This is a genomic window from Ornithobacterium rhinotracheale DSM 15997 (genome assembly GCF_000265465.1).
Lineage (GTDB): Bacteria > Bacteroidota > Bacteroidia > Flavobacteriales > Weeksellaceae > Ornithobacterium > Ornithobacterium rhinotracheale.
The window spans coordinates 649,821-662,577 of the sequence record NC_018016.1 but is presented as its reverse complement, the minus strand read 5'-3'; the positions used below and the strand labels follow the sequence as shown (position 1 = coordinate 662,577).

The 12,757-nt window shown below is 37.7% G+C and carries 13 protein-coding genes and 1 tRNA gene; 9 read left to right on the top strand and 5 right to left on the bottom strand.

All coding sequences use genetic code 11. The features are described 5' to 3' along the window. Positions 1-151 precede the first annotated feature (151 nt). Positions 152-346 (bottom strand): hypothetical protein, encoded by a 195-nt coding sequence (locus ORNRH_RS03075; RefSeq protein WP_036601627.1) that lies wholly within the window; start codon positions 344-346, stop codon positions 152-154. Between ORNRH_RS03075 and ORNRH_RS03070 the strand changes: the two genes are divergently transcribed. The 7 genes from ORNRH_RS03070 (at position 345) to ORNRH_RS03040 (ending at position 6,770) form a co-directional block, all read left to right on the top strand. Continuing rightward, positions 345-2,999, top strand: a complete 2,655-nt coding sequence (locus ORNRH_RS03070) for a TonB-dependent receptor (RefSeq protein ID WP_014790455.1) — start codon at positions 345-347, stop codon at positions 2,997-2,999. The genes ORNRH_RS03075 and ORNRH_RS03070 overlap by 2 nt on opposite strands. 152 nt (positions 3,000-3,151) lie before the next feature. Further along, positions 3,152-4,165, top strand: coding sequence for an asparaginase (locus ORNRH_RS03065; protein ID WP_014790454.1), 1,014 nt, complete (start codon positions 3,152-3,154; stop codon positions 4,163-4,165). 104 nt (positions 4,166-4,269) lie between these two features. Beyond that, positions 4,270-4,356, top strand: a tRNA-Ser gene (locus tag ORNRH_RS03060). Between the two features lie 45 nt (positions 4,357-4,401). After that, complete coding sequence (locus tag ORNRH_RS03055) at positions 4,402-5,157, top strand: MotA/TolQ/ExbB proton channel family protein (RefSeq protein ID WP_014790453.1); 756 nt, start codon at positions 4,402-4,404, stop codon at positions 5,155-5,157. Between the two features lie 25 nt (positions 5,158-5,182). Then, positions 5,183-5,629 (top strand): hypothetical protein, encoded by a 447-nt coding sequence (locus tag ORNRH_RS03050; protein WP_014790452.1) that lies wholly within the window; start codon positions 5,183-5,185, stop codon positions 5,627-5,629. A 13-nt stretch (positions 5,630-5,642) separates the two neighbouring features. After that, entirely contained in the window at positions 5,643-6,272 is a 630-nt protein-coding gene (locus tag ORNRH_RS03045; RefSeq protein WP_014790451.1) for an ExbD/TolR family protein, read from the top strand. Between the two features lie 15 nt (positions 6,273-6,287). After that, positions 6,288-6,770 carry an ExbD/TolR family protein gene (locus ORNRH_RS03040; RefSeq protein WP_014790450.1) on the top strand — a complete coding sequence of 161 codons (483 nt, stop codon included), beginning with the start codon at positions 6,288-6,290 and terminating at the stop codon, positions 6,768-6,770. Positions 6,771-6,834: 64 nt separating this feature from the next. Here ORNRH_RS03040 and ORNRH_RS03035 read toward each other — a convergent pair whose 3' ends face one another. Both ORNRH_RS03035 and ORNRH_RS03030 read right to left on the bottom strand, forming a co-directional pair. Continuing rightward, positions 6,835-7,209: a group III truncated hemoglobin gene (locus tag ORNRH_RS03035; protein ID WP_014790449.1), complete on the bottom strand. Its 375-nt coding sequence runs from the start codon at positions 7,207-7,209 to the stop codon at positions 6,835-6,837. Further along, the gene (locus ORNRH_RS03030) at positions 7,206-7,640 is read right to left on the bottom strand and encodes an RrF2 family transcriptional regulator (protein ID WP_014790448.1); all 435 of its coding nucleotides are present in this window, start codon (positions 7,638-7,640) and stop codon (positions 7,206-7,208) included. The genes ORNRH_RS03035 and ORNRH_RS03030 overlap by 4 nt, the downstream gene beginning before the upstream one ends. Before the next feature lie 86 nt (positions 7,641-7,726). Between ORNRH_RS03030 and ORNRH_RS03025 the strand changes: the two genes are divergently transcribed. Continuing rightward, positions 7,727-8,692, top strand: a complete 966-nt coding sequence (locus ORNRH_RS03025; protein ID WP_014790447.1) for an endonuclease/exonuclease/phosphatase family protein — start codon at positions 7,727-7,729, stop codon at positions 8,690-8,692. A gap of 26 nt (positions 8,693-8,718) precedes the next feature. After that, positions 8,719-9,462 carry a deoxyribose-phosphate aldolase gene (gene deoC / locus ORNRH_RS03020; RefSeq protein ID WP_014790446.1) on the top strand — a complete coding sequence of 248 codons (744 nt, stop codon included), beginning with the start codon at positions 8,719-8,721 and terminating at the stop codon, positions 9,460-9,462. 92 nt (positions 9,463-9,554) lie between these two features. On the opposite strand, the gene ORNRH_RS03015 is transcribed toward deoC, so the two are convergent. Then, positions 9,555-11,126 (bottom strand): SGNH/GDSL hydrolase family protein, encoded by a 1,572-nt coding sequence (locus ORNRH_RS03015; protein WP_014790445.1) that lies wholly within the window; start codon positions 11,124-11,126, stop codon positions 9,555-9,557. 26 nt (positions 11,127-11,152) lie between these two features. After that, the gene (locus ORNRH_RS03010; protein ID WP_014790444.1) at positions 11,153-12,382 is read right to left on the bottom strand and encodes an OmpP1/FadL family transporter; all 1,230 of its coding nucleotides are present in this window, start codon (positions 12,380-12,382) and stop codon (positions 11,153-11,155) included. Between the last annotated feature and the right edge of the window lie 375 nt (positions 12,383-12,757).

Genomic DNA, 12,757 nt, shown 5'->3' with positions numbered 1-12,757 from the left:
TTTTTACAAAAATAAATATTCTCTACGATTCATAAAGCAACTTTACATTTTTATGCTATAAAATATTTTTAAAACGCTGAAATTTAGTTTGATTTGAATCTTGTGGTATGAGGTTTAAAGGCGTGTTTTGTTATTTTTAATAATTCTAAATTTAGTCCAGCGAAAAATCATTAAAAAATGGAATTTTTAATTTTTGCCCTCCTAAAATGTTGTAAACCAAAAGTGGAGGTTTTCGGTAGGCTTGTTTCTTTTGATAAAAGTGAGAATTGTCACCAAATGATAACTTTAATTTTACATTAGAAATTAATATTCCGTTCAAATTTGCAAAAACTAAATGACAAGACATGAAATTTAATTTTAGTACAAAAGCGATTGTTGCTTTTACGATCATGTGCTCGGCAGAGGCTTTTGCTCAGCAAGGAAATGCACAATTAAAAGGAGAAGTTACCGACTCAAACAATTACCCAGTAGCGGGTGCCGTGGTGAAAGTCGTATACGATGCCAATGGTACCGTGTATGTTACAGAAACCAATGAGCAAGGTCAGTTTTCGGCTCCAAATATGCTCTCTACAGGAACTTACACCGTGATTGTAGACGATGCAATGTTTCCAGAAAAGGTAATCAAAGGCGTTCGTTTTGCTAGCGGAAAAGTTAAGCATTTGAATGTTCAGCTAGGAGGCGAGAGCGTAGGGCTAGACGAAGTGGTAATCGTGGGTTCTGGTATCATCGATTTGGTAAAAGATAGACAAACGCCAGTTGCCGTATCTAATATTACCAAGGCAGATATTGAGCAAAAAGCTGGAAATGGTGATTTCCCAGAATTGATGAAAAATACACCATCTGTGCAAATTGCTGGACAAGCAAGCGGATATGGTGATTCTAGAATTAATGTTCGTGGATTTAAACAAGACAATACCGCTTACTTATTGAACGGGCAACCAATCAACGGAATGGAAGATGGTAAAGTCTATTGGAGCAACTGGGCTGGTATGAGCGATATTGCCAATGCAATTCAAATTCAGCGTGGTCTAGGTTCTTCTAAATTAGCAATTTCATCGGTAGGGGGAACTGTAAACATTGTAACCAGAGCTACCGATATGCGTCCAGGTGGTTTGCTTAGATTTACTGCTGGTAACAACGGATTTGCTAAATCTACCGTGGGATACAGCACTGGTATGGTGAAAAACTTTGGGGTGAGTGCATTGTTCACCTACTGGCAAGGAAATGGCTACAACGACCAAACTGCAGGACGCGGGCAAACTTACTTCTTGTCATTTGGTTGGCAGCCTAACGAGAAGCATAACTTAAACTTCTTGATTACAGGAGCCCCTCAATGGCACGATCAAGCGGCATCAAATACCATTGCTACTTTCTTAAAGTATGGAAAAAGATACAACAGCAACTGGGGGTACTTAAATAGAGATTTGAATGCAAACTTAGCAGAAAACAAAGGAACCCCATATTCTACTAGAACAAACTACTACCATAAGCCAATTGCTAACTTAAACTGGGATTGGAAAATGACAGAAAACGCCTCTTTATCTACCGTATTATACGCATCTTGGGGGCGTGGGGGCTCAACTGGATCCATCAATGGGGCTGACTTAACGCCAGACGGACAATTAGATTTAAATAAAGCGTATAGAGCAAACTTTAATGTGCCTAATGGAATTGGTGGTTATAAAAAAGGTTACTTAATAAGAGCTAGCGTAAACAATCACCAATGGTATGGAATGGTTTCTAATTTCGAAAATAAACTTAGCGACCATTGGACTTTGAATTTAGGATTTGATTTAAGATCTTACACAGGAACACACTTTAGACAAATTACAGATTTCTTCGGATTAAAAGGTTATAAAGATTCAGATCCAAAAAGAGTGGCAGGAGCAAACTTAATTACAAAAGAATACCCGCATACGCCATGGAAAGCACTTACAGACTTTGCCCCAGAAGATCAAAGATTGGCATGGGATTACAATGAAACTATAAGATACGGAGGATTATTCGGTCAGTTAGAATATAGCTCAAACTTTTTATCGGCTTACTTCCAAGGAGCTATTTCAAAACAAAGCCATAAGAGAGAAGATCGCTACCAGTATGCAAAAGACAAGCAAAAATCTGAAAAAGTAGTCAATAACGGGTATAATGTTAAAACAGGTTTCAACTTTAAACTTAACCCAAAAAACAACTTGTATGCAAATGTGGGATACTACTCTCGCCAGCCATATCACGACAACATTTATCTAAACTTTGGAAACGAAGTGAATCCGCTTACTAATAATGAGAAAATCTTTGGGTTAGAAGCTGGATACTCATACAGCAGTGCACCATTTAGCTTAAACTTAAACTTATATAGAACGCACTGGAAAGATAAAGTAACTACAAGAATCCTTACTGATAGAAAAACACAACAATCAGACTTCGTAAATGATTTAGTAGCGGGGCAATTGCACCAAGGGGTGGAGTTGGATTTCTTGGCAAAAGTTTCAAGACCATTGAGCTTTAAAGGATTTGTATCATATGGTAACTGGGTGTACAAAGGAAACACACTTAGAAAAACATATGACCAAGATTTAAAACTTAAAAGCGAACAAGAAATCAAAATTGATGGAGGTAAAGTCGGAGACTCTCCACAATTCCAAGCAGGATTGGGGGCTGTGCTAAAGGCTACAAAGCGTTTGAGATTTGATCTAGATTGGAAATACAACAGCGACTTGTATGCTGATGTAGTAACAAAAGATAACATCAAATTGCCATCTTACAATTTGTTTGACTTAGGTGTTTCTTACGAGCAACCAATTACAACTAAGCAAAAACTTCAATTCAGATTAAATGTAAACAACTTGTTTGATACTACTTATATTTCTGAGTTGAGAGATGCAATTCCTGTAACAGATAAGACTAAGCCAGAAGAAGTTTACAAAGGAATCAATACAGCCAATAGAGGCTACTTCGGGTACGGTCGCACATGGAACTTTAGCGTAGCTTACAAATTTTAATCAATAGAAAAAAGCAAATTTGAAATCCCGTCTACTGTTTAAGTAGATGGGATTTTTCTATTTTGTAAGCAACGGAATCACTTGCCAAATCAATAAAAATTTATAATTCTATACATTTTATATGTATATTTGAACTTATAAAAACATAGAATTTGGCAAAAATACTTTTAATATACACGGGAGGAACCATAGGAATGGTGCGAGATTATCAAACCAAAAGTCTCCGTCCGTTCAATTTTTCTAACCTCTTAGAGCGTATCCCTGAAATTAAATTGATCGAAGCAGAGTTAGACACCATAAGCCTAGGAGAACCCATAGACTCCTCCGATATGTCTATCTCTCATTGGCAAAGCTTAATTCATCTTATTGATGAAAATTATAAAAAATACGACGGTTTTGTTGTTTTGCATGGCACAGACACGATGGCTTACACAGCCTCGGCATTGAGTTTTGCATTTCGAGGACTAGAAAAACCCATTATTTTTACGGGCTCACAATTGCCGATAGGAGATTTAAGAACCGATGCCAAAGAGAATTTAATCAGCTCAATTCACTACGCAGCCTTGCAAAAAGAGGATAAACCTATCATTAAAGAAGTCTGCATCTATTTTGAATACAAATTATACAGAGCCAATCGCACGACTAAAAAAAGTGCTAATCATTTCGACGCCTTTGCATCGCCTAACTTTCCCAATTTAGGAGAATCTGGCGTAGAAATGGAGCTAAATGAGCAATTGCTACTTTCTCCTACCGAAAAATACAGCGTGAATGATGGATTCTCTCCCGAAGTTGGCTTATTGAAGATATTTCCAGGAATGAATCATCAATATTTGTACGATTGCATAGGAAATCTCAATTTGAAGGCCTTGGTGCTAGAAGCGTTTGGGAGTGGCAATGTTTTTAACGATAAAAAATTTAACCATATTTTGGCTAAAAGAATAGACGAAGGGCTAAATTTAATCGTGTTGAGCCAATGTTTTTCGGGCGAAGTTCATTTAGGAAAATATACAGCAAGTAACGCATTACTAGAGCTTGGAGCCGTGAGTGGCAAAGATATCACAACAGAGGCTGCAATAACCAAATCAATGTCATTGTTGAGTGATGGTATTGATAGACAGTTGTTTAAGTTTGAATTTGAAAAAAATATTTGTGGAGAAATAAAATAGATGCCTAAAAAATTTTTAATACTGAAAAAAAATTTTTAATTTGGCTGAATGAAAATAAGCGTTGAGAGACGAGAATCGATCAAAAACGCCTTAAAAATATGAATGGAGAGGTGGCCGAGTGGTTTAAGGCGCACGCCTGGAAAGCGTGTTTTCGCGAAAGTGAATCGAGGGTTCGAATCCCTTCTTCTCCGCAGTGAAAAATAAAAAAGAATAAATATTTAATTAAATTTTAGCATATGAAAAAACGATTTTCACTTTTAGCTATGGCCGGAATTGCTTTAACATCAATGCAAGCAAACGCGGCAGTATTTGCACAGGCAGCTCAAGCAGCAGATGCAGCGCCTGCTGAGGAAAGCCAAAGTCCAATTTATGTATTGAAGGAATTCTTCGTAATGGGAGGTCCTTTCTGGATGACTTTACCATTAATCTGTTTGATCTTAGGTTTAGCTTTCTCTATCGAAAGAATGTTATACTTAAACGCAGCTGATGTAAATACTACAAAATTATTATCTGAAATTGAAGATGCATTGAACTCAGGAGGAATTGAAAGTGCTAAAGATGTAGCAAGAGACAGAAAAGGTCCAGTTGCTTCTATCGCATACCAAGCTTTATTAAGAGTAGGTGATGGGCAGCCTTTCGATGATGTAGAACGCTCTGTTGTAGGATACGGAGGAGTAGAGGTAGGAAAATTAGAAAGAAACCTTTCTTGGATTGGATTATTTATCGCGATTGCTCCGATGCTTGGATTCATGGGTACGGTAGTAGGGATGGTAATGGCGTTCCAAGATATCGCAAAAAGTGGTTCAGTACAAGCACAAGACATGGCGGGTAACATCCAGGTAGCGTTATTAACAACCTTAGCAGGTTTGGTGGTAGCTATCGTGTTACAGATTTTCTATAACTACTTAACAGCTAAGATAGATAGCATCGTAAACAAAATGGAAGATGCCTCAATTTCTATCATGGATATGTTAGTTCGTTACAGAAAATAATTTAACCCCCAAATCTTAATCAATTATGAAATCATTATCAAATATATTACTGTATGTCTTTTCAGCTTTGGCGGTGATTAGTGGCGCATATGTGATCTTCTCACCAGGAGCTATGGCATCAGAAAATGATTGGAACCCAGACAAAGCCCCAGTGAATTTTATCATTTGGGTAACGGTTATAATCTTTGTTCTGTCAGTAGTGTTATTCTTCTTCTACAAAGTAGTAGATATCATTAAACACCCTTCTCATACCAAGGAGTTCTTGTATGTAGCAGGAGCGGTGTTGATTTCCTTGATCATCGGTTTCATCTTCTCTAGTAGCGATGAGGTGATTTATGGAAATGGAGAAGTTTATCCTGGCGGAGCAGGATCAAAACTGATCGGAACTGGAATCGTATCTATCATGGTATTGCTTTTTGCAGCTGTGGCATATATGGTTTATGATACAGTGAAAGGATTATTAAAATCATAAGAATTTAAAACTTATGGCAAAGAAAAAATTACCAGAAATTAATGCGAGCTCTATGGCGGACATTGCTTTCTTGCTCTTGACATTCTTCTTGATTGCTTCATCTATGGAGAAATCAGAAGGGATTCAGAGACAGCTTCCTGATATGTCTAAGGATACAAAAGACCAGACAATCAAGGTAGAGCAAAGAAACGCAATAGAATTCGTAGCAAACGCATACGGACAGATTCTTTACAAAGAAAACCCTACAGAGGTAAGACAAATTAATCTTAAGGAAGTTAAAGAATTGGTTAGAAGACATGTTGATAATGGTGGCGGTGTAGATAAAGACGGTCAGCCTTGTAATTACTGTCAAGGAGAGAGAAGACCAGATCTATCTGCTCACCCATCTTTAGCCATCGTCTCTGTGAAATTTGATAAAGGTACCTCTTGGAAAGACTATATGGCACTGCAAGGTGAAATAGAAGCTGCGTATGAGGATCTAAAAGCTGCTTATGTTAAGCGTGCTTATAACAGAGATTGGGAAACATTGATTCCTAATCCTACCAAGGGAGATGACGAAGGAGATAATGCTATTATCAAAGATGCAAACAGCAAGTATCCAAAGATTATTGCTGAACCAAAACCATCTGACGCTTCTCAATAAAAATAAAACATAGATATGAGTAAATTCAAGGATAATAGTAATAAAGAAATCCCTCAGCCATCGACAGCGGCCTTGCCAGATATTATCTTTATGTTGCTTTTCTTCTTTATGATTGCTACCTCCATTAGACAATCTAATTATGACGAGTACATCAAGATAGAGATGCCTAAGGCTACTGCTCTAAACAAGATTTTGAAGAAAGATATGGTTGCTTATCTTTATTTAGGACAGCCTAAAAACAAAAGCAAGTATCCGCAAGAGTTCCTTTTGCTATTGAATGATAAACCAGCTCAGCTTACAGATATTAGAGGATGGGTAGGTGATGAGTCTAGCAAAAAGAACGGGCAAGATCTTTTGGATTATGGATTGATGACACAACTTACTATTGATAAAAATGCAAAAGTAGGTTTTGTGCAAGCAATAAAAGAACAGCTCTCTTATTCTCAGGCATTTAATGTGAGTTATGCTGGGGTGAAAGGAGACCCTACTGTGAATTAAATAGTTTTTTAATTAATTTATTGATAATAAAAAGGCATCATTTTTAAATGATGCCTTTTTGAATTTATTGATTTCTTAAATACTCAATTTTATACATAAACATTTGAGCCATCTTTTGGGCTCGCCAAGAGGCTTCTTCTTTTAGAGGACCTTCAAACAGTTCATTTAAGTTTTGGTTAAACAATTCGAGCCAACGATCAAAGTGTTTTTGTTCCACAGGCATATTGGCATGTGGCGGGAATGGACTTCCGTAATAAGTATGCTCATCGTGCAAAATAGTTTGCCAGAATTTGTACATTTTCTCCAAATGTTCTTTCCAGTGGTCGCCTATTCTTTCTTCAAATATAGGAGCCAGCAACTCATCTTTTCTCACTTTTGTGTAGAATTTATCTACCATTAGCCTCACAAGCTCAATTGTATCTAGATCTGGTTTGTTCATAATTTTAAAATAGCGTTTCCGTTTTCCACTTTTATTGCCAATTCATACAAAGTTGTAGTTTCTAGCATTTTTTTTAGTTTTTGGCGCACTTTTTTAAACTTGTCATGAATAGGGCAAGGATTATTTTTATTACATTCTTTAAAGCCTAAACCGCAACCATTATAGATTTTATCGCCATCTATTGCATCTACAATTTGGCTTAATTTAATTTCCTTTAATTGTTCTATTGAAATTTCAAATCCGCCATAGGGCCCTTTTATAGAACTAATTAAATCATGCTTGGCTAAATCTTGAAGGATTTTAGCCGTAAAAGCCTCTGGTGTGTTTATTTCCTTAGCAATCTCCTTTAGGCGTACCCTTTTGTTGTCCAGCGATTGAGTCGCTATAAAAATGGTCGCCCTTATGCCATACTCGCAGGTCTTGGAAAACATACATTAAATTTTTACCAAATATAGTAAAAGATACTATGTTAAAAATAAATTCTAAGAATAAATTTAATTATTGTTATCTTTGAGGTATGCAAGCATTTCATTCCATCGCATTTTACAATGTCGAAAACCTTTTCGATACTTTTGATGATCCTAAAACTTTTGACGATGATTTTACGCCAGAAGGAAAAAAACATTGGACGATGGAACGATACCGAAATAAAATTGGGAAAATAGCCAAAGCCATTTCAGAAATAGGAAAAAGAAGAATAGGCTATCCGCCCTCTATCGTAGGGCTTGCCGAGGTGGAGAACAAAACCGTTTTGCGCGATTTACTAAATGTTTCTCATCTCAAGAAAACGCCGTATCGTTATGTGCATTTTGATTCGCTGGATGAGCGAGGAGTAGATGTTGCATTGATTTATAATACAGAAGAATTTTTATTAAATCATGCAGAGCCCATTCGTCCGCCCAAGTTTGTAGATAAATGGGGGCGGGTAGACTATACCAGAGATGTCTTGTATGTCAATGGGAAATTGCACGAGACCTTTATGCATATATTCGTTGTGCATTTGCCCTCTCAGCGTCATAAGAAGATCAACGAGTCTAAAAGGCATGCCATCGCCGAATTGATTAAAAGCCGAATTGATTATATTATAGAAAATGAGGAAAATCCACATATTGTGATTTTAGGCGATTTTAATACCAATCCAGACGCCGACACTTTGCATAAATTCTTTAAGGCTACGCCAAATTATATGAATCAGGGCAATTTGCAATTTTTCAATCCAATGGAATTGCTCATGGCTGAGAAAAAATACACAACTACACATCGCGGAGATTGGATTTTCTATGACCAAATGCTGTTTTCCAAAGCTTTTATGAACGAATATGATGGGCTAAATTTAGTAGACGCCGATGTCTTTAATCCCTATTTCTTGCAGGAGTGGAAGCGAAAATACCGCGGAATACCATTTAGGACTTATGTTGGGCGAAAATACCTAGGAGGCTACAGCGACCATTTCCCCATTTATGCTATATTAAAACGAAATTAAATCAGTTAATTAAAAAAAATAAAGATATGAAAGCACTAAAACATTACATGGACTCCACTTATTTGAAAACTCCAGAACAATCGGGGTTGAGTGAAGAGCAGACTAAGCAAAAGGTAATTGAATTATGCGAAGAAGCCATTAAAGAAGGTTTTTATGCAGTAATGATTCGCCCAGAATATGTAAGCTTTGCCAAAAAGTTTTTAGCAGAGCGCAATGCAGACACTAAAGTAGGGACGGTGATTGGTTTTCATGAAGGGACTTACTCTACCGAATATAAATTAAAGGAAGCGGAACAAGCCATCGAAGATGGTGCCGATGATTTAGACTTTGTAGTTAATTACGAAGCCTTTAAAAAAGGAGATTTAGATTTAGTGAAAAACGAAATCAAAGAATGCACAGAAGTTGTGCTAAAAAATAATCGCACTGCCAAATGGATAATCGAAGCTGCCGCGCTTACCGATGAGCAAATCGCTCAAATTACGGATTTAATTCGTGAAGTGGTAGAGGGAAACTTTAGCGGAAAAGAGCAATTCGTATTTGTGAAATCTTCCACAGGATTCTATCCAACCGAAGGCGGAAAACCAAACGGAGCCACGCCAGAAAATATAAAAATCATGACCGAGCACGCGGGCAAATTGCCTGTGAAAGCAGCGGGAGGAGTGCGTAGTGCGCAAGAAGCCCGCGAAATGATTGCCATGGGCGTTACGCGTATTGGCACATCATCTGCCAAGAAAATTTGCGACGGAGAATCAGCCGATGCGGGGTATTAATCAAGTATTAAATTAATAAAACAACCACGGGGGCAACTATGTTGCCCCCGTGGTCTTTATAAAAATGAAAATCAGTAAAATGATGGTATTTATTAAGGTAATTGTGTGCCAGGGAAAGCGTTGATATCTACCAACGGAATGCTTGCCTTATATTGCTGATTGATGGCACGAATAAATGTATTAGCTGTATGGGCATATCCTCGGCTGTTTAAATGCACTCCATCAAGCGAAAAAGCTCCACCAGTCACAAAACTTGCGTTGTAGTCTACCCCGTTGAATTTAAAGCCTTTAGTGAGTTTTTGCATTTCGGCATTCATGTCCACATATGCAATGTTGAATTGTTTTGCCACTGCTTGTATGCCTTGATTGATTTCGTTTACTCTTTCGTGAATTGTTGAAACTTCATTTTTGGTTAAAACATCGGCATCTTGCAATGGATAAGTAAGTCCGTTCATAGAAAGTTGAGCGGCGTTTTCCTTTGGTAATCCTAATTTTGTCAAAGTAGCAAGTCTTTCACTATTTAATTTCCCAAGTGTTCTACTCGCTGTAAGTGGCAATAAATCTCCTGCTTTAGATTGGCGCACTTGACCAAAGGTTTGTGCTAAAAGTTTAGCTTTTTCGTTTGGGAATTCTAATTTTAGTAAGGTTGCTAAGATTTTTTGACTTAAATCTGGCAAACTTTTATCTACAATCACAGCACCGCTTGCTTTATCGGCATTAAATGTGATTTTTCTATCGCTTGCTCCTAGGGCATCAAAAACTTTATTTAGGCTAGCATAAAATTTATTCAAATTTTCAATTTGTGTAGCGTAACTTTTGTTTAAAGGGCTTAAAGGCTCAGCCGGCACGGTTGTAAAATACGGAATGTCTTCGACATAAGGCAAATTCGCTACAGCACCTTTTGCGCCTGAATCTGTAAGTGCTTTTACTAATTTTTGAATAGAGCCTGCCACCAAGTTAGCATCAGACAAATCATTTGAATTATATGTTGTTACATCAGGGTTCCCTTTTCGATCTGTGCTTGCTGCGCCATTCATGGCATAGCCTAAAACATCGTTGTTCCCGATCCATAAGGTAAAGAATGTAGGTTTTTGTGCCAAAGCATCGCTCAGCACGCTGGCATTTGGTTGGCTAGCAAATCGCACAAAATATGGATTGGCTTTACTCTCCTTCAGATTAGCAATATTTCCGTAACCTTGAGCTAATAAATGATAAGATTTAGCCCCTGGCACGCCCAAATTATTAAAATTCCCTTTTACGAAGGTTTGAGCTAAACTAAACTTAGGCACAGAAGGCACTGGCGTAGGTGCACCGTCTACGATTTTTAATTCTAATTTTCCGTAAAATGCGGTGTGTTTACTTGCTTCAAACAAATCCGAAAAACCACCAATGTTGTCTTTCATCAAAGGTTGAGAGAACTCGCCACCGCCTACATATTTCATTTGTTTGGCAATGATTGCGGGGTATGAATTCTCTTGTGCCGAGCGATATAAGGCTCCGTCTGAATAACCAGAAGTGAGAGAATTTCCTAAAGCTACATATTTAGAGAAATCAGCCTCTCCCTTCGTGAGGTTTGGGTTTTCTACATTGTAATCAAAATCGCTACATGCTGCAAAAAAGAGAACGCTAGCACTTAAAAGTATATTTTTGTAATTTATTTTCATTAGATATTATTTAAAAATTAAATCAATTATTTATCAAGTCTGTATGATAAACCTAGACCAAACACATAGCCACCAGTGTTGATGTCGCCCCCAAAGTTATATTGTGTATTGTGGAAGCTTCTTTCGTTTCCTAGTAAATATTCCGCCATGGCATCTACACGAAATCTCTCGAATTCATATCCAAATCCAGTTGTAAATGCGTGATAATTAATGGTTGGGGTCTCTGGGTTAAACGAATCAGCTGGCGAAGGCGATTTGTCGAATTTATACCCTAAGCGTAAGGCAGCTTTTGGATTGATTAAATATTCAGCCCCGATACTATAATTTAATGTGTTTTTGTAATTTTTGTTAGAAGTATTGTTGTATTCCTCTTCGTTGTTATAAAGTTTAATATTTAATGTTTCGTAGGCGTTCCATTTTACAGCCCCAATTTCTGCCCCTACGAGCAATTTTGGTGTTACTTTATAGTTCGCCCCAATTAAAAGTTCTGCTGGTAGAGGTAATTGAGCATCAAAATATTTAGCCGAAAAAGGCATTTTGCCCTTTACGATACTTGGTAAATTTTTGAAAACAGCATCACCTTTGTCCGCTTTCATCTTCACTTCTGATCGGTAAGCAATTCCTATATTTAATTTATCATTTGGTCTAGCATAAACCCCTACATTAAACCCTGTTCCGTGAGCTCCTTTTTTGTCGATTTCTAGCCCCGCATCTTGGTTGCCTAGAGATATTGCACGCTTAATGTTTACATTGCCTCGAGCGATGATGGCACCAGCCCCCACAGAGAGCCAATCGGTTACTTTATACGCTGCCGTGGGCTGAATAAAAAACGATTTGAGGGCAATTCTATCAATGATGTAGCGTCCAGCCCATTTGTCTCCCCAGTCTACGGTGCTCCCAAACGGAGTGGTTACGCTCACGCCTAAGGCTAGTTTTTCCGTAGGCTTATAGCTTGCAGCAAGATAAAGTGGTGTCCCCAGCGGATTGTCGGTTTCGGCTTTATAGAGCGTTTCGCGATTTTGGTATTTTGCGGTAATCCCAATTCCGAAACCTCCCACAGCAATACTTAATTTATCATCTACAAAAGCCAATGCTGCGGGGTTGAAAAATGCCACACTCGCATCGTGAGAAAGTGCTACACCTTGTGCCCCCATGGCGGCTTGTCTTACACCTTGCAGCGAAACTCGGTATCCGCCTGCCCATAAAATGCCTGTGCTTGCCATGAGCACAAACGATAAAAATACTTTTTTAATCATCTATATGTTGTTTAGGGCAACAAATATATGACAATTATATATCTTATCTTGTCTTAATTTGATTATTTTTGAAAAAAGTTAATTGTGTTTATTATAGGGGCTAGCATTTTTTATGTTTAAGCGAGGGGGATGCGTGCCTTGAGTGTAACTCCGTGGGCGGCAAGTATTGTTTTTTCTAGAAGGCTTAAGATTAGTTTTGGGTTGAGCCCAAAGGGCGGTAGCTCCCTAGTTGAATATTTTAACACAAAGCATGCTTGCAGTTTCTAAAACTTTTTATAGCTTTGCCCCACTCTTATGAAACAGTGTGTACAATATATAATTAATTGTGATAAGTTTAACATCTTTTTCTTGTTTAGCTCGAGAAAAAGTGTAAAC